This is a genomic window from Pseudomonas sp. ICMP 460 (assembly GCF_002723595.1).
Taxonomy (GTDB): Bacteria; Pseudomonadota; Gammaproteobacteria; order Pseudomonadales; family Pseudomonadaceae; genus Aquipseudomonas; species Aquipseudomonas kitaguniensis.
The window spans coordinates 43,102-62,724 of sequence record NZ_LKBR01000057.1 but is presented as its reverse complement, the minus strand read 5'-3'; the positions used below and the strand labels follow the sequence as shown (position 1 = coordinate 62,724).

At 58.9% G+C, this 19,623-nt stretch carries 18 protein-coding genes and 2 tRNA genes; 9 read left to right on the top strand and 11 right to left on the bottom strand.

Translation table 11 applies throughout. From position 1 onward, the window contains the following. Positions 1-13: 13 nt before the first annotated feature. A complete protein-coding gene (locus tag AO240_RS24125) occupies positions 14-1,078 on the top strand; it encodes an imelysin family protein (RefSeq protein ID WP_099239853.1) in 1,065 nt (354 codons plus the stop codon). A gap of 2 nt (positions 1,079-1,080) precedes the next feature. After that, positions 1,081-2,178 carry a DUF1513 domain-containing protein gene (locus AO240_RS24120; RefSeq protein WP_099239851.1) on the top strand — a complete coding sequence of 366 codons (1,098 nt, stop codon included), beginning with the start codon at positions 1,081-1,083 and terminating at the stop codon, positions 2,176-2,178. Positions 2,179-2,257: 79 nt separating this feature from the next. Here the strand turns inward: AO240_RS24120 and AO240_RS24115 are convergent, their stop codons facing one another. From AO240_RS24115 to colR, 5 genes are all read right to left on the bottom strand, one after another. Next, a complete protein-coding gene (locus AO240_RS24115; RefSeq protein ID WP_099239849.1) occupies positions 2,258-2,485 on the bottom strand; it encodes a hypothetical protein in 228 nt (75 codons plus the stop codon). Continuing rightward, complete coding sequence (locus AO240_RS24110; RefSeq protein ID WP_099239847.1) at positions 2,482-3,201, bottom strand: lipopolysaccharide kinase InaA family protein; 720 nt, start codon at positions 3,199-3,201, stop codon at positions 2,482-2,484. The genes AO240_RS24115 and AO240_RS24110 overlap by 4 nt, the downstream gene beginning before the upstream one ends. Before the next feature lie 4 nt (positions 3,202-3,205). Then, positions 3,206-3,886 carry a class I SAM-dependent methyltransferase gene (locus AO240_RS24105; protein WP_099239845.1) on the bottom strand — a complete coding sequence of 227 codons (681 nt, stop codon included), beginning with the start codon at positions 3,884-3,886 and terminating at the stop codon, positions 3,206-3,208. Between the two features lie 189 nt (positions 3,887-4,075). Further along, positions 4,076-5,356, bottom strand: coding sequence for a HAMP domain-containing sensor histidine kinase (locus AO240_RS24100; RefSeq protein ID WP_099239843.1), 1,281 nt, complete (start codon positions 5,354-5,356; stop codon positions 4,076-4,078). Then, entirely contained in the window at positions 5,346-6,029 is a 684-nt protein-coding gene (gene colR / locus AO240_RS24095; protein ID WP_058414784.1) for a two-component system response regulator ColR, read from the bottom strand. The genes AO240_RS24100 and colR overlap by 11 nt, the downstream gene beginning before the upstream one ends. A 201-nt stretch (positions 6,030-6,230) precedes the next feature. On the opposite strand from colR, the gene AO240_RS24090 reads away from it, so the two are divergent. Beyond that, positions 6,231-8,180: an LTA synthase family protein gene (locus AO240_RS24090; RefSeq protein WP_099239841.1), complete on the top strand. Its 1,950-nt coding sequence runs from the start codon at positions 6,231-6,233 to the stop codon at positions 8,178-8,180. 78 nt (positions 8,181-8,258) lie between these two features. Here AO240_RS24090 and groL read toward each other — a convergent pair whose 3' ends face one another. The 5 genes from groL to AO240_RS24065 form a co-directional block, all read right to left on the bottom strand. Next, positions 8,259-9,905, bottom strand: a complete 1,647-nt coding sequence (gene groL / locus AO240_RS24085) for a chaperonin GroEL (protein ID WP_058414786.1) — start codon at positions 9,903-9,905, stop codon at positions 8,259-8,261. A gap of 50 nt (positions 9,906-9,955) precedes the next feature. Beyond that, on the bottom strand, positions 9,956-10,252 hold the full coding sequence (gene groES / locus AO240_RS24080) for a co-chaperone GroES (protein WP_058414787.1): 297 nt from the start codon (positions 10,250-10,252) through the stop codon (positions 9,956-9,958). A gap of 247 nt (positions 10,253-10,499) precedes the next feature. Beyond that, positions 10,500-10,976 carry an FxsA family protein gene (locus tag AO240_RS24075; protein ID WP_058414788.1) on the bottom strand — a complete coding sequence of 159 codons (477 nt, stop codon included), beginning with the start codon at positions 10,974-10,976 and terminating at the stop codon, positions 10,500-10,502. 66 nt (positions 10,977-11,042) lie between these two features. Beyond that, positions 11,043-11,774, bottom strand: a complete 732-nt coding sequence (locus AO240_RS24070) for a HugZ family protein (RefSeq protein ID WP_099239839.1) — start codon at positions 11,772-11,774, stop codon at positions 11,043-11,045. Positions 11,775-11,900: 126 nt separating this feature from the next. Next, on the bottom strand, positions 11,901-12,908 hold the full coding sequence (locus tag AO240_RS24065; RefSeq protein ID WP_058414790.1) for a DUF481 domain-containing protein: 1,008 nt from the start codon (positions 12,906-12,908) through the stop codon (positions 11,901-11,903). 142 nt (positions 12,909-13,050) lie between these two features. Between AO240_RS24065 and AO240_RS24060 the strand changes: the two genes are divergently transcribed. From AO240_RS24060 to AO240_RS24045, 4 genes are all read left to right on the top strand, one after another. Next, entirely contained in the window at positions 13,051-13,425 is a 375-nt protein-coding gene (locus AO240_RS24060; RefSeq protein WP_371918675.1) for an MGMT family protein, read from the top strand. Between the two features lie 43 nt (positions 13,426-13,468). Continuing rightward, a complete protein-coding gene (locus tag AO240_RS24055) occupies positions 13,469-15,001 on the top strand; it encodes an AmpG family muropeptide MFS transporter (RefSeq protein ID WP_099239835.1) in 1,533 nt (510 codons plus the stop codon). A 126-nt stretch (positions 15,002-15,127) separates the two neighbouring features. Beyond that, complete coding sequence (locus AO240_RS24050) at positions 15,128-16,843, top strand: proline--tRNA ligase (protein ID WP_099239833.1); 1,716 nt, start codon at positions 15,128-15,130, stop codon at positions 16,841-16,843. 20 nt (positions 16,844-16,863) lie between these two features. Further along, positions 16,864-17,817, top strand: coding sequence for a hypothetical protein (locus AO240_RS24045; RefSeq protein WP_099239831.1), 954 nt, complete (start codon positions 16,864-16,866; stop codon positions 17,815-17,817). A gap of 63 nt (positions 17,818-17,880) precedes the next feature. Here AO240_RS24045 and dinB read toward each other — a convergent pair whose 3' ends face one another. After that, positions 17,881-18,939: a DNA polymerase IV gene (gene dinB / locus AO240_RS24040; RefSeq protein WP_099239829.1), complete on the bottom strand. Its 1,059-nt coding sequence runs from the start codon at positions 18,937-18,939 to the stop codon at positions 17,881-17,883. 280 nt (positions 18,940-19,219) lie between these two features. Here dinB and AO240_RS24035 point away from each other — a divergent pair. Then, a tRNA-Met gene (locus AO240_RS24035) sits at positions 19,220-19,296 on the top strand. A 207-nt stretch (positions 19,297-19,503) separates the two neighbouring features. After that, positions 19,504-19,580, top strand: a tRNA-Met gene (locus tag AO240_RS24030). The last annotated feature ends 43 nt before the right edge of the window (positions 19,581-19,623 follow it).

Here is a 19,623-nt window from a genome sequence, read left to right as displayed (position 1 = left end):
AAGGGAGCTCGACATGTTCCGTCCCAAGTTGTTGTTCACCAGCCTGGCGGCCCTCGCCCTCGGCGCCTGCTCGCCGCAGGACCCGCAAGCAGTGACCTCGGCGGCCATCGCCAAGCAAGTGATCCTGCCGACCTACAGCCGCTGGGTTGACGCCGACCGTCAACTGGCGGTCAGCGCCCTCGCCTACTGCCAGGGCACTCAGAGCCTGGACACCGCCCGCGCCGATTTCCTCCACGCGCAAAAGGCCTGGGCCGAGTTGCAACCCTTGCTGATTGGCCCGCTGGCCGAGGGCAACCGCTCGTGGCAAGTGCAGTTCTGGCCGGACAAGAAAAACCTCGTGGGCCGCCAAGTCGAGCAACTGGTCAGCGCCCAGCCGCAAATCGATGCCGCCGCCCTGGCCAAGTCCAGCGTGGTGGTGCAAGGCCTGTCGGCCTACGAATACATTCTGTACGACGCCAAGACCGACATCGCCGAGCCAACCCAAAAGGCCCGATACTGCCCACTGCTGATGGCCATCGGCGAGCGCCAGAAAGCCCTGGCTGAAGAGATTCTGGCGAGTTGGAACAGCACCGACGGCATGCTCGCGCAGATGACCACGTTTCCCAACCAGCGCTACGCCGACTCCCACGAAGCCATCGCCGATCTGCTGCGCGTACAAGTGACGGCACTCGACACCCTGAAGAAAAAGCTCGGCACGCCGATGGGCCGCCAGACCAAGGGCATTCCGCAACCGTTCCAGGCCGATGCATGGCGCAGCCAATCGTCCCTGCAAAGCCTGCAAGCCAGCCTCGCGGCGGCCCAGACCGTGTGGGCCGGGGTCGACAACAAAGGCCTGCGCGGCCTGTTGCCGTCGGACCAGAAACCCTTGGCCGACAAGATCGACGCCGCCTATGCCGCCTCCCTGAAACTGTTCGCCAGCACCCAGCGCACCCTCAACGAATTGTTGGCCGACGATGCCGGGCGCCAGCAACTCAACGACCTCTATGACAGCCTTAACGTGGTCCACCGCCTGCACGAAGGTGAGTTGGCCAAGGCGCTGGGCATCCAACTGGGCTTTAACGCCAACGACGGTGACTGATGATGCTCAGGCGACAGGCTTTGGCCGTTGGCAGCGTGCTGCTCAGTGCACTCACATTGGGTGGCTGGACGCTTTTCAAGCAAAAGGACAAAGGCCCGCTGCTGCTGTCGGCGCGCGATGACGCCGACGGCAAGCACTACGCTGTCGGCTTCCGCCTGGACGGCAAACGTGTGTTTGCCACCGAAGTTGGCCAGCGCTGTCACGACATCATCAACCACCCGACGCTGCCGATTGCACTGTTCGTCGCCCGGCGCCCTGGCACCGAGAGTTACCTGATCAACCTGCGGGATGGCGCGCTGCTGCAAACCATCACCTCGAACGCCAATCGCCATTTTTACGGGCACGCGGTCATTCACAAAAGCGGCGACTGGCTGTACGCCACCGAGAACGACACGTCTGACCCTGGGCGTGGCTTGCTCGGCGTGTACCGCTTCGAGGGCGAACGGCTGGTGCACAGCGGCGAAATATCTACCCACGGCATTGGGCCACATCAAGTGTCGTGGATGCCCGATGGCGAAACCCTGGTGGTGGCCAACGGCGGCATTCGCACCGAGGCTGAAAGCCGCGTAGAGATGAACCTCAACGCCATGGAGCCGAGCCTGGTGCTGATGCAACGTGACGGCACGCTGATCAGCAAGGAGACGTTGGGCCAGCAGATGAACAGCGTACGTCATATGGGAATTGCCAGCGATGGCACCATTCTTACCGGGCAGCAGTTCATGGGGCCGTCGCAGGAGCGCTCCGAGTTGCTTGCGATCAAGCGGCCGGGGCAACCGTTTGTGGCGTTCGCGGTGGCGGACGAGCAATTACAGGCGATGGGGCACTACACCGCCAGCGTCGCGGTGCACAGTGAATTGCGGCTGGTGGCGTTGACTGCGCCACGCGGCAATCGTTTTTTTATCTGGGACATGGACAGTGGTGAATTGCGGCTGGATGGGCCTTTGCCCGACTGTGCCGGCGTCGGCGCGGTCGAGGATGGGTTTGTGGTGACTTCCGGGCAAGGCCGTTGCCGCTTTTACGATTGTCGCCAGACAGCGTTGGTGGCTAAGCCATTGGAGTTGCCGTCGGGGTTTTGGGATAACCATCTGCACCTGGTCTGACGGCATCGTTTATCCCAGCCAAAAAAAAGGCCTCGCATCGCAAGGCCTTTTCAGGGGGTTTGAATCTTCAACGCTTTAATCAACTCTGCGGCCGCATGCCTTGAGACATGCCGAACATGAACAACAACAAGTCATGATCAGGCCTGGCCGCCACACTGGCCTTGGCGATGCGCGGCAGCAGGCATTGCCCGCCACCTTGCGCCGCACTGAGCACTTGTGTGCGAGGTTGTTCCCACGCAGCCAGGGCAAGGGCTGCAACGCCCAACGCCCCGACCAGAAACAAACCTCGTGCTGTTTCTAGCTTCATCTGGTTAAACCCTTGATAGCGCTGCCAAACGCCGTCTCGTAAAAGTAGCTGAGTTTTTTCCAGTCGGTAGCATTCCACGACGAATGGCGGCGCAGTTGCAGCATGTCGTGGGAGGCCGCGCGATAAGCGGTCAAACGCTGACGGCACTTCTCGAAATCCAGCAACGCCACTTCCACATTGGCCGAATCGCGCTCGCCGGTTACCCGTACAAAAATGTGCTTGATGTACAGGCAACCATGCTGCCAGCGGCCCTTGTGCATACGTGCCAGGGTGCCCGCCAATTCTTTCAGTACACGCTCGTGTACCTGCTCGCCATATTGCTCACGGCCACCTGCGGCGTACCAGTTTTCGATTTCGTCGAAACCGTCGAGGGACGCGGTTACCAACAGCGCTTTCCATTGGTGCTCAGGGTCGCGACGCGCCTCGCAAAACACCAATTCCGGCACACGTACATCCAGTGAACGCAGGCCTTTCAGGGCATCGCGTTCACGCAACACGGTCGGGCGACCAAACGGGTGCAGCCAACTGCGGTAGATATGCCCGGTCTGGCGCTTGCAATAGAGCAAACGACCATTTGGGCTCTTCACGCGTTGCACACCGCTTTCACCACCGCGTCGACGATTGGGTTCTTCGACCCACTCGCCCTGCTGACGCCAAAAAAAATCAAATCGTTCTTCGGGAGCTACATGACTGCCAACTGCGCACTCAATTGCCATCCTGTTACCTCTTACGCAAGACATAAACTCGCCACATGGCGTAGAGCGGTATGAAGTCCAGGGATTCCTGAACACGGAAACCGGCCTGCTCAAACTCTGCCTCGACAGTAGCAGCCGGTAACACGAACCGGTTTTGGTAACCTTCCTGCTCACCTTTATTACGACGTTTCACTTCTGCACGCTTGCGTTTCCAGGCCTTGAAATTGCCATCTACCCACAGCGAAAGAATCACGCTGTCACGCGTAACTCGCTGAAATTCCCGCAATATCGTCAGTCTATGCGCCGGGTCACCAATGTGGTGCATCAAGCGCATACAAAAAATGCTGTCGACCGAATTATCGGGCAAATCGATATCGAAGGCAGATGTTTGCAAAGGCCGTACCCGTTTCACCACATCGGCAGGCTGAGCGGAAGTTGCGACCTTTAACATCGATGCCGAATTGTCGGCGCCGATAATCACACGGTTGGGCTTTTCAGCCAACAGCGGCCAAAAACGTCCGGCCCCGCATGGCAGGTCCAACACCAGGCCGGGTTCGCCAGCCATGGCCAGCGCACCGCGCGCCAGTTGCTCGTCGCGCTTGTGGGACAACCGGCGAGCCAGATTGTCCTGATGTTTGAGCAAATAATTCTGCGCGTGCTGATCGTCGTACTTTTCAGAAAAATCGAGCTTGATCGGGGTAGGCATCAACGGATCTCCAGTAGCTGATGCCTACAACCTTAAGCAGCAAACTGTGATCAACAGGTCAACTCGTTGTGAAAATCTTGTCCTGTCCAATCTCATACATTTCAAGACTTTACAGACACAAGCAGTGGCATGGGGCCATCTTCGCCGAAAAACGCGGTGCCTGCCACAGGACAGTGGCAGGGTGTACGGTCAAGGGTTGACCTGGCTCAACTCGACGTGAAAACGGCAGCCGTTAGGCTCCATGTTACTCAGGCTGACACTCCAGCCCTGGCTTTCGCAGATCCGTTGCACCAGCGACAGGCCAAGGCCCAGGCCTTCACCGCGTTTTTCGCTACCGCGTACGAAAGGCTCGAACATCGCTTCACGCTTGTCTTCAGGAATACCCACGCCGGAGTCTTCCACCACAAAACCGCTGGGTTCGAGGGTCAAGCGGATAAACCCGTGTTCGGTGTAATGCAGGGCGTTGCGCAGCAGGTTGCCCATCACCGCGTGCAAGAACGTGGTGTTGTAGCGGGTATCCAGCGGCGTACCCGGCTGGTAAATCAGTTCAAGGCCCTTTTGCTTAACAGGCTCGCGCCAGATGCCGAGCAAGTCCTCTGCCACCTGCGTCAACGTGACCTGGGCCGACATCGCCGAATCATCGTGTTTGGCGCGGGCCAGCATCAGGAACGTTTGCACCAGTTCACGCATCTCTTCGCAGGCACGGGCAATCCGTTCGACTTGGTTACGCCCGCGCTGATCAATCGCCGGGTTTTCCAGCAGCAGTTCGCACGAACTGGCCAGCACCATCAACGGCGTGCGCAATTCGTGGCTGACGTCACTGGTAAACAATTGCTCGCGAGACAACGCCTGGCGCAAGCGGCCCAGCGTGGCGTCGAAGGCCACCGCCAGTTCGCCGACTTCATCGGCCGCGTAATCCGGTGCCAGCGGCGGCGCCAGCCCCAGCAACTGGTCGCGATGACGCACCTGGCGGGCCAGGCGCACGACCGGAGCCATCACCTTGCGCGCAAGCACCCAACCGAGGAACACCGCCAGCGCCAAGCTGAGCACGAAGCCCACCAGCACCACGGCAAACAGAACGCGCTCGCGCTCCTCGAAATCACTTTGGTCCTGCAACAGCACATAGCGCCGACCATCCACCACTTCGACCATGGCGTGGTACGACAGCGCCTCGCGAAACACTTCATGAAAGCCCGGTTCGAGGTGGCGCAGATCTTTGGGCAGCTCGAAATCGCCACGCCCGCCGCTGAAATAGAACAGTTGATCCGGCTCCGGGCGATGGCTCCAGTCCTCAACGCTGTCCATCAACAGCAGGCGTTGCAAGTCGCCACCGAGGCCCGCCGAGATCAGTTTTTCTTCCACCAGGTGCACGGTGGCAACGATGCCCATGGCGAACGCCCCCGCCACCAACGCACTCATCAAGGCAAAGGCGATGATGATCCGCTGGGCAAGGCTTTGCTTAAACTCCATCTCGACCCTCGGCCAGGCGATAACCCACACCGTGCACGGTTTGCAGCAGTGGTTTGGCAAAAGGCTTATCGATGACCTGGCGCAATTGGTGAACATGGCTGCGCAGGCTGTCACTGTCCGGGCAGTCATCGCCCCACAGCGCTTCCTCAAGAATTTCGCGACGCAGCACGTGCGGGCTCTTCTGCATCAACACCGCGAGCAGTTTCAGGCCCACCGGGTTGAGCTTGAGCAGGCGCCCTTCGCGGGTGACTTCGAGCGTATCAAGGTCGTAGGTCAAGTCGCCAACTTGCAGGGCACGGCGCCCGCCGCCTTGGGCACGGCGCAGCACCGCTTCGATGCGGGCGGCCAATTCCGACAAGGCAAACGGTTTCAGCAGGTAGTCATCAGCGCCGGACTTGAAGCCCTGCAGCCGGTCATCCAGTTGGTCGCGGGCGGTGAGCATGATCACCGGCGTGTCGCGGCGCGCGTCTTCACGCAGGCGTTTGCACAAGGTGTAGCCGTCAATGCCAGGCAGCATGATGTCGAGCACGATCAAGTCGTAATGCTCGGTGGCGGCCAGGTGCAGGCCCGACAAACCGTCCTGCGCACAGTCGACGGTGTAGCCTTTTAGCCCCAGGTAATCGGCCAGGTTGGCCAGAATATCGCGGTTGTCTTCAACCAATAAAATTCGCATGGGCAGTGTCTCCGTACGCGGTAGCCGCCGTGTTGGCTCGCGCAGCTTAAGGCCAAGCGGGGCTCAGGGATAGACCTCAAAGGCGCGCCGATACAGGTTTTCAACCAATCGTACAAACCAACAAGTTTTTCACTATAGCTTCACAAACTGACTACAGTGTCAGGCCGAAGATCACCGCCCATCGATATAAGGAACATGGACATGGGGTTTCTCAACACTGCGCCTATGCGCTTTCTACTGCTCGTCACCAGCACCTGGCTGGTTATTTTCCTGCTCACGCGCAGCGTGCTGCTCCTCACGCACCTGAACGAAGTAGACGGCAACCTGCTGCCGGTGTTTGGCGTCGGCTTGCTGTATGACCTGGGTTTTTTGGCCTATGCAGCGTTGCCGCTGGGCCTGTATTTGCTGCTATGCCCGCCCGCGTTGTGGCGCCGCACTGGCCATCGCTGGTTCCTGCAAGCGGTACTCACCGTCAGCCTGTTTGCGATGCTGTTTACCTCGGTGGCCGAATGGCTGTTCTGGGATGAGTTCGGCGTGCGCTTCAACTTTATTGCCGTCGACTACCTGGTGTACTCCAATGAGGTGCTGAACAACCTGCTGGAGTCGTACCCGATCGGCAAACTGCTGAGCCTGCTGGCGATGCTCGCGATTGTCTTGAGCCTGGCCTTGCGCAAGCCTTTTAATGCCGCGATGAGCGCGCCGTTGCCGCCGCTGCGTGGTCGCCTGTTGAGCGCCCTGAGCCTGCTGGTGGTCGCTGGCCTCAGCCTGCAACTGATCAGCCAGGACAGCCCGCGTGCCCAAGGCGGTAACGCCTACAAAAACGAACTGGCAAGCAACGGCCCGTATCAGTTTTTCGCGGCCTTCCGCAACAACGAGCTCGACTACACGCAGTTTTACAAAAGCCTGCCGGACGCGGTGGTCGCCAAGCAAATACGCGCTGAACTCAGCGAACCGAATGCTCGTTTCATCGGCACAGACCCGTTGGACATTCGCCGCGCCATTGATAACCCGGGCACGCTGCGCACACCCAACATCGTGCTGGTGACCATCGAAAGTTTCAGCGCCAAATACATGGGCAGCAATGGCGACGGGCGCAACCTCACGCCCAACCTAGACGCCCTGCGCAAACAGAGCCTGTACTTCAATAACTTCTATGCCACCGGCACCCGCACGGACCGAGGCCTGGAGGCGATTACGCTGGCGATTCCGCCCACGCCTGGCCGCTCAATCGTCAAGCGCATTGGCCGTGAAAGCGGTTTCGCCAGCCTCGGCCAACAACTCGGCGCCATCGGCTACGACAGCGTGTTCGTCTACGGCGGGCGCGGCTACTTCGACAACATGAACGCGTTTTTCAGCGGTAACGGTTACCGGGTCGTAGACCAGAGCAGCGTGCCTGAAGCAGAAATCTCCTTCAAAAACGCGTGGGGCATGGCCGATGAAGACCTTTACCGGCAAACCCTGAAACTGGCCGACGCTGATTACGCCAAGCAACAGCCGTTCTTGTTGCAACTGATGACCACCTCCAACCATCGCCCTTACACCTACCCGGACGGGCGCATCGATATAAAGTCCGGCAATGGCCGTGATGGCGCGGTGAAATACACCGACCACGCGATCGGCGAGTTCCTTGACGCAGCACGCCAGAAGCCGTGGTTCGATAAGACGATTTTCGTGTTTGTCGCCGACCACACCGCCGGCAGCGCGGGCAAGGAAGACCTGCCAATCGAGAACTACCAGATCCCGCTGTTCATCTACGCACCCAAGCTGATCGATGCGCGTGAAAGCGCGCAACTGGCCAGCCAGATCGACCTTGCGCCGACCTTGCTGGGCCTGATCAACCTGAGCTACGAGTCGACCTTCTTTGGCCGCAACCTGTTGCAAGACAACCCGCTGCCACCGCGCGTGGTAGTCGGCAACTACCAGCACCTGGGGTTGTTTGACGGTAACGATCTGGCGATTCTCAGCCCGCGCCAGGGCCTGCGTCGCCACGACCAAGCCTTGGGTGAAAGCCAGGAGCGACGGGTGGACAGCGATGACCCGTTGATCCAACGCGCAATTACCTACTACCAGGCCGCCAGCTATGGCTTCAAGCAACAGTTGCTGAGCTGGAAAGGCACAAAGGCCGCGGTGCCACAACTGAGCGAACGCTAAGGCCGCAGCCAGACGGCGCATAAAAAACCCCGCCTGCATCACTGCAGGCGGGGTTTTTCAGTGCTGGGTAAGGCTGGCTTACATCATGCCGCCCATGCCACCCATGCCGCCCATGTCTGGCATACCGCCGCCAGCCGAGCCTTCGGCCTTAGGCTTGTCGGCAATCGCAGCTTCGGTGGTCAGGATCAGGCCACCGATGGAGGCTGCAGCTTGCAGCGCGGAACGGGTCACCTTGGTAGGGTCCAGGATGCCCATTTCGATCATGTCGCCGTAGACGCCAGTCGCAGCGTTGTAACCGTAGTTACCTTTGCCGTTCTTGACTTCGTTGACCACAACGCTCGGCTCGTCGCCGGAGTTGGCAGCGATCTGACGCAGCGGTGCTTCAACAGCACGGCGCAGCACAGCGATACCAACGTCTTGATCGGCGTTGTCGCCTTTCAGACCGGTCAGGGCTTCCAGAGCACGGATCAGCGCAACGCCGCCGCCAGGTACCACGCCTTCTTCAACGGCTGCACGGGTTGCGTGCAGGGCGTCTTCAACGCGGGCCTTTTTCTCTTTCATTTCAACTTCAGAGCCAGCGCCAACCTTGATCACTGCAACGCCGCCGGACAGCTTGGCCAGACGCTCTTGCAGTTTTTCACGGTCGTAGTCGGACGACGTTTCGGCAACCTGGGCACGGATCTGAGTGATGCGAGCCTGGATGTCCTGCTCTACGCCAGCACCGTCAACGATGATGGTGTTTTCTTTGGAGATGGTCACGCGCTTGGCACTGCCCAGGTTTTCCAGGGTGGCGCTTTCCAGGCTCAGGCCGATCTCTTCGGAGATGACGGTACCGCCGGTCAGAACAGCGATGTCCTGCAGCATGGCCTTGCGACGGTCGCCGAAGCCTGGAGCCTTGACGGCTGCGACTTTAACGATGCCACGCATGTTGTTCACAACCAGCGTCGCCAGGGCTTCGCCTTCAACGTCTTCGGAAACGATCAGCAGTGGGCGGCCGGCTTTGGCAACGGCTTCCAGCACTGGCAGCATTTCGCGGATGTTCGAGATTTTTTTGTCGACCAGCAGGATCAGCGGGCTGTCCAGCTCGGCAACCATGGTCTCTGGCTTGTTGACGAAGTACGGGGACAGGTAGCCACGGTCGAACTGCATGCCTTCTACAACCGACAGTTCGTTTTCCAGGCCAGAGCCTTCTTCAACGGTGATCACGCCTTCTTTACCGACTTTTTCCATGGCTTCGGCAATGATGTCGCCGATGGAGCTGTCGGAGTTGGCAGAGATGGTGCCTACCTGAGCGATGGCCTTGGTGTCAGCGCATGGCTTGGACAGGTTTTTCAGCTCGGCAACAACGGCGATGGTCGCCTTGTCGATGCCGCGTTTCAGGTCCATCGGGTTCATGCCGGCAGCGACGGCTTTGTAGCCTTCGTTGACGATAGCCTGAGCCAGAACGGTAGCGGTGGTGGTGCCGTCGCCTGCGTCATCGTTGGCACGGGAGGCAACGTCTTTGACCAACTGCGCGCCCATGTTCTCGAAACGGTCTTCCAGTTCGATTTCTTTGGCTACCGAAACGCCGTCCTTGGTGATGGTCGGAGCGCCGAAGCTCTTCTCGATGATCACGTTACGGCCTTTTGGGCCCAGGGTCGCTTTTACTGCGTCAGCCAGGACGTTAACACCGGTGAGCATTTTTTTACGGGCGGAGTCGCCGAATTTAACTTCTTTAGCAGCCATGATCGATAATCCTTAAATACTTTGGAGTAACGGGAAAATGAGCGGGAAAATCAGCCTTCCAGAACAGCGAGAATCTCGTTCTCAGCCATTACCAGCAGGTCTTCGCCGTCGATTTTCACCGTGTTGCTGCCGGAGTAAGGGCCAAATACAACCTTGTCACCGACTTTAACGGCCAGTGCACGCACTTCACCGTTTTCCAGAGTCTTGCCTGGGCCTGCAGCGACGATCACACCGTGGTTGGCTTTTTCAGCAGCCGAACCTGGCAGAACGATACCGCCAGCGGTTTTCTTTTCTTCTTCGCTGCGACGGATAACGACGCGGTCGTGCAGAGGACGAAGCTTGCTCATTGTCGATCTCTCCTAATTGTGTTTTTCATCGGCCGGTATCAGTACCGGCGGGTTGTAATCCGGCGGTGCCGGTCGCGCTTCGCCAAGCGAAACGCGGAAGTCTGTCTGGTGTCGCCACCAGAAACCTTGCGGTGACCGTTACATAAGGGCGTATGCGCCTATTACAAGGGGCCGCGGCGTAAATTTTTTATGTTTTGCGGTGGTTAAAAGCAACACGACACCCGAAGGTGCCGTGCCAGTAAGCGGGTTATTTGCTGTCGCGGTGTTCGAACTCGCCTTCGATCACATCACCTTCACGCCCCAGCGGCTGGCGCGGCGCGGGGCCACCGCGCGGTTGCAGGTCGTCGGCAAACGCACGCTGGCGAATCGCAGCCTCTTCGGCGCGTTTACGCATCTTGTTCGCCAGCACTTTGCGCGTGATCGGCAGCAGCATGACCAAACCGACAACGTCGCTGACAAAGCCCGGCAGAATCAACAGGCCGCCCGCCAAAGCCATCATCAGGCCTTCAAGCATGGTCTGGGCGGGCAGTTCGCCGCGGTTCAGGCTTTCACGCGCACGCAGCGCCGTGGCCAGTCCGGCGACACGCAGCACCAGAACGCCGAGCATCGAGCCGAGAATAATCAGCAGCAGCGCCGGGAAGAAGCCGATCGCGCTGCTGACTTTGACGAATACGAACAGCTCCAACACCGGGAACAGCAGAAAGAGCAATAAAAAAGGGCGCATCAAATGGTTCCTCAACGCAAGAATGCCTTGCCAGTCCACCTTAGATGACGTCGCCATTTCGTGAATTCAAGCGTTGGCGGCCTCTTTTTTCGGCCATGCCTCGGCGTGAGCCAATGAAACCAGGGCCTCGCGTACTTGTGTCGGCGTATTGCAAGGCGCGGCAAACGGCAGCCAATGCAAGGATTGATCGATACGCAGGTGCATGCCTTCGCTGTCGATACCGGCCAATTGAGCAGGTTCGCGGGCAGGCAAGCCCGTCAGCGCGACGTAATGCGCGATGGCCTTGGCGTGGTCGCTGTTCATGTGTTCGATCATGCTGCGCTCGGCCTTGCCGGCAAACGGGTTGGCCAACGTTAGCTGGTCGACCCAGTGAATCGCGCCGAAACCGCCGATATAACGATGACGTACCGGTTTGAGCACCCAAAAGTCGAAATCGTGGGCCTTGTGATAGTTGGCCGAATCGGGGAAGTAGCGGTAATAACGCTCGGCAGCCGCTTCAATCGCGCCCGCGTCCTCGAGTTTTTCGGCTTCGGCCAGGTAGGTCAGGCGCCCCACCGCTTGCACATCATCAGCCTCGCGCTCACCCACCAGCAGCGAACATTTGGGGTCTTTTTGCAGGTTGTGGGTGTGTTGTGCGATGCGACTGATCAGGATAATCGGGCGGCCCTGATCGTCGAGGCAATACGGCACCACCGACCCGAAGGGAAACCCCGGCATGGCTTTGGACAGTGTGGAGAGAGCCCCACGGTATTCCCTGAGCAGCAGCTCTCGGGCGTTTTTGGCAACGTGCGCGCTCAACGTATGACTCCTTGGGTATTGCACCGCCCATAGCCTGGGATGTCTATGGGAATCAATCTCAACACAAGGTAATCAATAAGCGCGCAGGTTGCCAGCGGCGGCCCGCGAGGTTTTTGTCGGGTTTTATTACCAAGCCACGCCAAAGCCTGCGGTGTAGCGCGTCTTGCTCAAATTGCTTTGCGAGTCGCCACTGATAATGTCGCGTTCCGCCTTGAGGTTGAGTGACGCCCACTCGGTGACCTTGTAGCGCAGGCCCATTTCCGCATCCAGGGAGTAATCAGCCGGCCCGGCGAGTGGTTTGCCCACTTCACCGTTAGTGAAGAACTCGACCTTCTTGCCGATCAGGTAGCGGTTGTAGTTCCACTTCATGGCCAGCGAGTAGAAGTTGGTCTTGCGGTCATCGCTGTATTGGTAATCGGTGCGGTTGACCAGCGAGCCGAGGGAGAACGCGCCCAGCTCATCATCCCAGAACTGGTAGCCCGGGCCGGTACCGACGGTGCGCTGGCGAGACAGGTCTTCAACCTTGTCGCGCTTGTAGGTCAAGCGGCCTTGCCAGAACCAATGTTCGGTAAGGAAGCGGTCCAGGTCATATTCCAGTGCCCAGTTGTCAGTCGTGGTCACATCATCCTGAAACTCGCGGTTGTACTCGCCCTGGCCGGTATGCCGCCATTGGCCGTGGCGCGCGGTGGTTTTGAAGTCGACATCGTAATCATTGGTGTCTTTATCGGCGCGCTTGTAGTCCAGCGCCATGTCGACATTGCCCTTCCACACCAAATCTTCAATAACCGGCTTGGGCTTGAGGATTTGCTGGATGCTCGCCAACTCCACAGTCTTGGGCGCCTCGCCATTGGCCAGCACTACTTTGCCGTCATCTGCAGGTTTCAGCGATTTAGCCTTTTCGCCGGAATAAGCGTCCTGTCGAACCAGTAACTCCTGGTCGCTTTCGAGGGTTTTGACCTGCTTCCAATCCACCGGAATTGCCCCGGCGTAATCGGTCTGGATCAGCAGTTTGCCACCGTCGAAGACCTTGATCTTGCCGGTCAGGCGGTCACCGTTCTTCAACCAGACGGTGTCAGCCATCAAAGGCGTGGAGGCACTGAAAACAGCAAGGCACAACAGGGTTCTGGACAACATAAGCGTATTCGGGGCTCAAGTTTGACAAAAAGGGCAGCATTATCGTGTTAGATAACGTCTTAGCAACCACTGACTCAGGTATTTGTATTCGGTTCACTGCTCAGGCGCCTATTTACAGACGTTTCTTACAAATACGCAGACAATTTCAACGGACATACCCACAGTGAAGCAACCCGCAGAAACCCCGCAAAGCCCTGCCGACATCCGCCGCACCGCGCTCTACCTGACCCTGGCGCAAGTGCCCGCTGGTTGCGTGGTGAGCTACGGTGAGCTGGCGCATCTTGCGGGGCTCGGCCGCGCCGCTCGCTGGGTCGGACGTACGCTGAGCCAACTGCCCAAGGACACCCGCTTGCCCTGGCATCGGGTGCTGGGTGCCGGTGGTCGGATAAGTTTACCGGTGGGCAGTGCCTCAGGCGACGAGCAACGTGCGCGTTTACGCGGCGAAGGTGTCAGTATCCTGAACAATCGCGTTGATATTCAGCGTCATGGCTGGCGCCCGGTAGAGCACAGCGGTTAGAGTGCGCGCTTTGTTTCCGCAAACCTGAGGCAGACTCCAGCCCATGCCCCGTAAAACCTGGCGCGCCGCGCTCGCCGCCTATGCCAGCCCCTCGACGTTGGTCCTGTTGTTGCTCGGCTTCGCCGCCGGCTTGCCTTACATGTTGGTGTTCTCGACGCTTTCGGTGTGGTTGCGTGAGGCCGGTGTGGCCCGCGAGACCATCGGCTATGCGAGCCTGATCGGTTTGGCCTACGCCTTTAAATGGGTCTGGTCGCCGCTGCTCGACCAATGGCGCCTGCCGCTGCTCGGTAAACTCGGACGCCGTCGTTCCTGGCTGGTACTTGCCCAGACGCTGGTGATCCTCGGGTTGATCGGCATGGGGTTCTGCGACCCGCAAAAACACCTGTCCTGGCTGATCGCCATTGCCGTCATTGTCGCGTTCGCTTCGGCCACGCAAGACATCGCGGTGGACGCCTATCGCCTGGAAATCGCCGACGACAGCCGCCAGGCTGCACTCGCCGCCAGCTATATGTCCGGCTATCGCATTGCCGCACTGCTGGCCACGGCCGGCGCACTGTTTTTTGCCGAAGGCTTCGGCTCGACCGGTTTCAACTATAAACACTCGGCGTGGACCGGCACTTACGTGCTGTTCGGCCTGCTGATGATTCCGGCGCTGTTGACCACCCTGTTCATGCGCGAACCAAATGTGCCACTGCGCACCCAACTGCAGGCCGGTCGCTACACCTTTGTGCATCAACTGGTTTCGGTGTTTGTGCTGATCGTGCTGCTGGTATCGGTCCCGGCGATGTTCACCCAGTTGTACAACACTGATTTCGCCAGCGTGCTGTTCCATGGTGTCAGCCTGTGGGAATTGCTGATGGAAGATCGCGCCTTCCTGCGCGCCATCCTCTATATCATCCTCACCGCGCTATGCCTGTCGGCCATGGGCCGTCGGGGCTTGGCGCCGGTGTTAACGCCGGTCAACGACTTTATACTGCGCTACCGCTGGCAAGCGTTGCTGCTGCTTGGGCTGATTGCCACCTATCGCATGTCCGACACGGTGATGGGCGTGATGGCCAACGTGTTCTATATCGACCAGGGTTTTACCAAGGACCAGATTGCCGGGGTCAGCAAGATCTTCGGCCTGATCATGACCCTGCTCGGCGCCGGTATGGGCGGCCTGCTGATTGTGCGGTTCGGCATTTTGCCGATTCTGTTTATCGGCGGCATCGCCTCGGCCGGCACCAACTTGTTGTTCGTGATGCTCGCCGACATGGGCCCCGATCTGCAGATGCTGATCTTCACTATTTCCCTGGATAACTTCAGCTCGGGCCTGGCCACTTCGGCGTTTGTCGCCTACTTGTCGAGCCTGACCAACCTCAAGTTTTCCGCGACCCAATATGCACTGCTCAGCTCGATCATGCTGCTGCTGCCACGCCTGATAGGTGGGTATTCGGGCGTGATGGTAGAGAAGTTCGGTTACCACAATTTCTTCCTGATCACCTGCTTGCTCGGGCTGCCGACGTTGTTTCTGATTGCCTTGCACTGGTTTCAGGAAAACCGCCGAATTCGACTGAATCCGCCTGAGGAAGACTGACACCCCGCAGTCAATGTGGGGGCCAGCTCCCACACAGCCCTGTGCATTCTGATGCCTGTACTCCGGCAGCCAGCGCCCGTACAATCCCAAGTCATTTCAAGTTCAAGCAACCGACAACGGCCTACCATGCGTACCAGTCAATATTTGCTCGCCACACAGAAAGAAACGCCTTCCGACGCGGTCGTCATCAGCCACCAGCTGATGCTGCGCGCCGGCATGATCCGCAAACTCGCCTCCGGCCTGTACACCTGGCTGCCCATGGGCTTGAAGGTGATGCGCAAGGTCGAAGCGATCGTTCGCGAAGAGATGAACGCCGCCGGCTCTCTGGAAGTGTTGATGCCGAGCACCCAACCGGCTGAGCTGTGGCAGGAATCCGGGCGCTGGGAAGAGTACGGCCCCGAGTTGCTGCGCTTCAAGGATCGTCATGGCCGCGATTTCTGCGCCGGCCCGACCCATGAAGAAGTCATCACCGACCTGATGCGCAACGAGCTGAGCAGCTACAAACAGTTGCCGCTGAACCTGTATCAGATCCAGACCAAATTCCGTGACGAAATCCGCCCACGCTTCGGTTTGATGCGCGGCCGCGAATTCATCATGAAGGACGCCTATTCGTTCCACGCCGACCAGGCGTCCTTGCAGGTCACTTATGACCGCATGCACCAGGCCTACTGCAACGTGTTTACGCGCCTGGGCCTGAAATTCCGCCCGGTTGAAGCGGACAACGGCTCCATCGGCGGTGCCGGCTCCCACGAATTCCACGTGCTGGCAGAATCCGGCGAAGACGACATCGTGTTCAGCAACGGTTCCGACTACGCGGCCAACATCGAGAAAGCCGAAGCGGTGCCACGCGAAACGTCGCGCCCGGCGCCGTCTGAAGAACTGCGCCTGGTAGACACGCCAGAGACCAAGACCATCGCGGCCCTGGTGGAAAAATTCAATCTGCCGATTGAAAAGACCATCAAGACCCTGATCGTTCGCGCCGAGGAAGAAGGCAAGCTGATCGCCCTGGTGATCCGTGGTGACCACGAACTCAACGAAATCAAAGCCGCCCAGCAGCCAGGCGTGGCCAGCCCGCTGGTAATGGCCAGCGATGCCGAACTGCGCGACGCCATCGGCGCCGGTGCCGGTTCGCTCGGCCCGCTGAACCTGCCGTTGCCGATCATCATAGACCGCTCGGTCGAGCTGATGAGCGACTTCGGTATCGGCGCGAACATCGACGACAAGCATTACTTTGGCGTGAACTGGGAGCGCGACCTGCCGGTTCCGACCGTGGCCGACCTGCGTAACGTCGTGGCCGGTGACCCTAGCCCGGACGGCAAAGGCACCCTGGAAATCAAGCGCGGCATTGAAGTCGGGCACATCTTCCAGTTGGGCAACAAGTACAGCCAGGCGATGAATTGCAAAGTGCTGGGCGAGAACGGCAAGCCGGTCATCCTCGAAATGGGCTGCTACGGCATTGGCGTATCGCGCGTGGTTGCCGCTGCCATCGAGCAGAACAACGATGAGAACGGCATCATCTGGAGCGACACCCTGGCGCCGTTCCAAATCGCCCTGGTGCCGCTGCGCTATGAAACCGAGCAAGTGCGCGAAGCCACCGACAAGCTGTATGTCGAACTGACGGCGGCCGGTTTTGAAGTGCTGCTGGATGACCGCGACAAGAAAACCAGCCCGGGCATCAAGTTCGCCGACATGGAACTGATTGGCATCCCGCACCGGATCGTGGTCAGTGACCGTGGCCTGGCCGATGGCAACCTGGAATACAAGAGCCGGACCGAAGCCAGCGCCCAACCGTTGCCGGTGGCTGACGTGCTGTCTTTCCTTCAGGCGCGTATTCGTCGCTGAAAACCAGATCAAGAGAAGTCATGTTCAAGCGAAACACCAGAGCCCTGGGGGGCGCCGCCTTGTGCGGCGCCCTGCTCGTCAGCGGCTGCGCCAACCAGATGTCGCAACGCAGTGAGCACGAGGAGCGGGTCGAGCGTAAATTGCTCGATCACAGCCTGCAGATAGATGTAGGTGAACCCAAAGTGCTGGAGCTGCCGCAACGTCGGGTGCGTATTCACGAACAGAAGACCTTTGAGGTCACCGAATTCGACGTCACCCGCCGTTACGATCGCTACACGCCCTACCAACCGTGGCGCAAAGTCTATGAGATGCCGCTGGGCGCGGTCGCATTGGTGGCGGGCGCAGGAGCCAACGTGGCGAATATCTTCGCCCTCGGCAACCTGCCCACCAGCATGACCCACGACTGGCTGAGCTACGGCGTGGACGGCATCAACCCGTTCATGAACGTGCAATCCCACGGCCGTGCGCAACAGAACCTGGCGGGCATCGATGAAGTCCAGCGCGACAAGCGTGTGGAGTATTCGAGCCTGCCCTGGAGCGAACGCCCGGTACAGGTCACTGCCGGCAAGCAGACCCATGAGCTGACCACCGACCGTAACGGCGTTCTGCGCCTTAACCTGTTGGACAGCCCGTTCGCCGAACAAGACCTGAACCGCGTCAGCACGCTGAAAATAAGCGTGGAAGATGGCCAGGACGATGTGCACACAGACTCAACCCTGGCGATCAGCAACACCCTGCGCGGCAAGTTGCTGGAGGCCCACGGGCTGATCTACGACGACTTGGAAGACGACGAAGTCAACCAGTGGGTCCACAGGGTCAAGCGCCTGGCGGAGTTGGGTCTGGAGGAAGAAGCCAGTGAACTGGAACAAAGCCTGATCGAACTGACCCGCAATGATCCCGAGTTGCAGCAGGAATTCCTGCAAGCACTGACCAAGGATGCAGGGCGATTGGTAGCGGATCCCGGCGCACGCTGAGTTTTCAAGCCGAGTAAAAATCCAACTGTGGGAGTGGGCTCCCACATCTTTGGCTTGCGGTTTTTACCAGGAGAACTCGAGCTGCTCGTTACCGTTGCTGAGGTCCAGCAACCTGACCCCAATCCCCAACAACCGAACCGGTTTCCCGCCGCGATTGAACGCCTGGGTCAACAGCTGTTGATAACTTTCCAAGTCGCGCCCTGCCCCGGCCTGCTCCAGCGTGGTTTGGGTAAAGTCATGAAACTTCACTTTGACGAACGGTTTGCCTGCGCGATAACTGCTGTCGATGCGCGCTATGCGCCCGGCGAGGGTTTCCATCAGTTCGGGCAATTTTGCCAGGCAGCTTGAGAGGTCCGGCAGGTCCACATCGTAGGTATTTTCGACACTGATGGATTGCCGGCGGCTGTCGTTCTGCACCACGCGGTCATCAATCCCACGCGCCAGGCTCCAAAGCCGTTCGCCAAAACTGCCGAACTCGCGCACCAGCGCCAGCTTGTTCCATTCGCGCAGTTGCAGGCAGTCTTCAATGCCCAGGCGCGCAAGCTTATCGGCGGTGACCTTGCCGACGCCATGCAACTTCTTCACCGGCAACTGCGAGACGAAATCTTCGATCTGATCGGGGGTGATCACAAACAGGCCGTTGGGCTTTTTCCAGTCGCTGGCGATTTTGGCCAGAAACTTGTTCGGCGCCACACCCGCAGACACGGTGATATGCAACTGGTTGGAGACCCGACGGCGAATGTCTTGGGCAATACGCGTGGCACTGCCCCCAAAATGCGGGCTGTCAGAGACATCCAGGTACGCTTCGTCCAGCGACAACGGTTCGATCAGGTCGGTGTAGTCGCGAAAGATCGCCTGGATTTCCTTCGACGCTTCTTTATAAGCATCCATGCGCGGCTTGACGATGGTCAGGTCCGGGCACAGCTTCAAAGCGTGGCGTGAAGACATGGCCGAACGCACCCCGTAGGCTCGCGCCTCGTAGTTGCAGGTAGCGATCACGCCTCTGCGATCCGCCGAGCCGCCAACCGCCAATGGTTTTTGCGCCAGGTTGGGGTCGTCGCGCATCTCGATGGCGGCGTAGAAGCAATCACAGTCGACGTGGATGATTTTGCGCTGCGTCATATAAACGGGGGGTGTAATCCTACGGGCAGCCAGTATCGCACTCACCCCTGTATATAGCACCAGTAGTTTGAATCTTCCGTTTCAGCGGTAGGAAAACTCGCCGATGGATTTATTTTTTCAATCGAATTTAGCTTACCGATAGAGCTGAAACCCTCGGCCCGACTGGCCCTGCACCACTTCAAGGGCTACTTTTCGGCGCTAACCGATTGAACCACAAGCGCTTTTCTTCAATTCACAGGTTGACACACCTGCGTTCCTCTGTAGAATGCCGACACACAGACGCGGGATGGAGCAGTCTGGTAGCTCGTCGGGCTCATAACCCGAAGGTCGTCGGTTCAAATCCGGCTCCCGCAACCAAACATCAAAAAAGGCTACTCGAAAGAGTGGCCCTTTTTGTGCGCGTGTATTTTGTACCTGCATGAAAATTGTAAGACAAAAAAATCTTTGCGTGTCCCGCACTTACCGCGCGCAGCCGTCACCAAACGGCTAATTCACACTTATTTGACCTATTCGCCCATTAACGGTTGACACCCTGCCGTTGCGCTGTAGAATGCCGCCCACAGACGCGGGATGGAGCAGTCTGGTAGCTCGTCGGGCTCATAACCCGAAGGTCGTCGGTTCAAATCCGGCTCCCGCAACCAAACATCAAAAAAGGCTACTCGAAAGAGTGGCCTTTTTTGTATC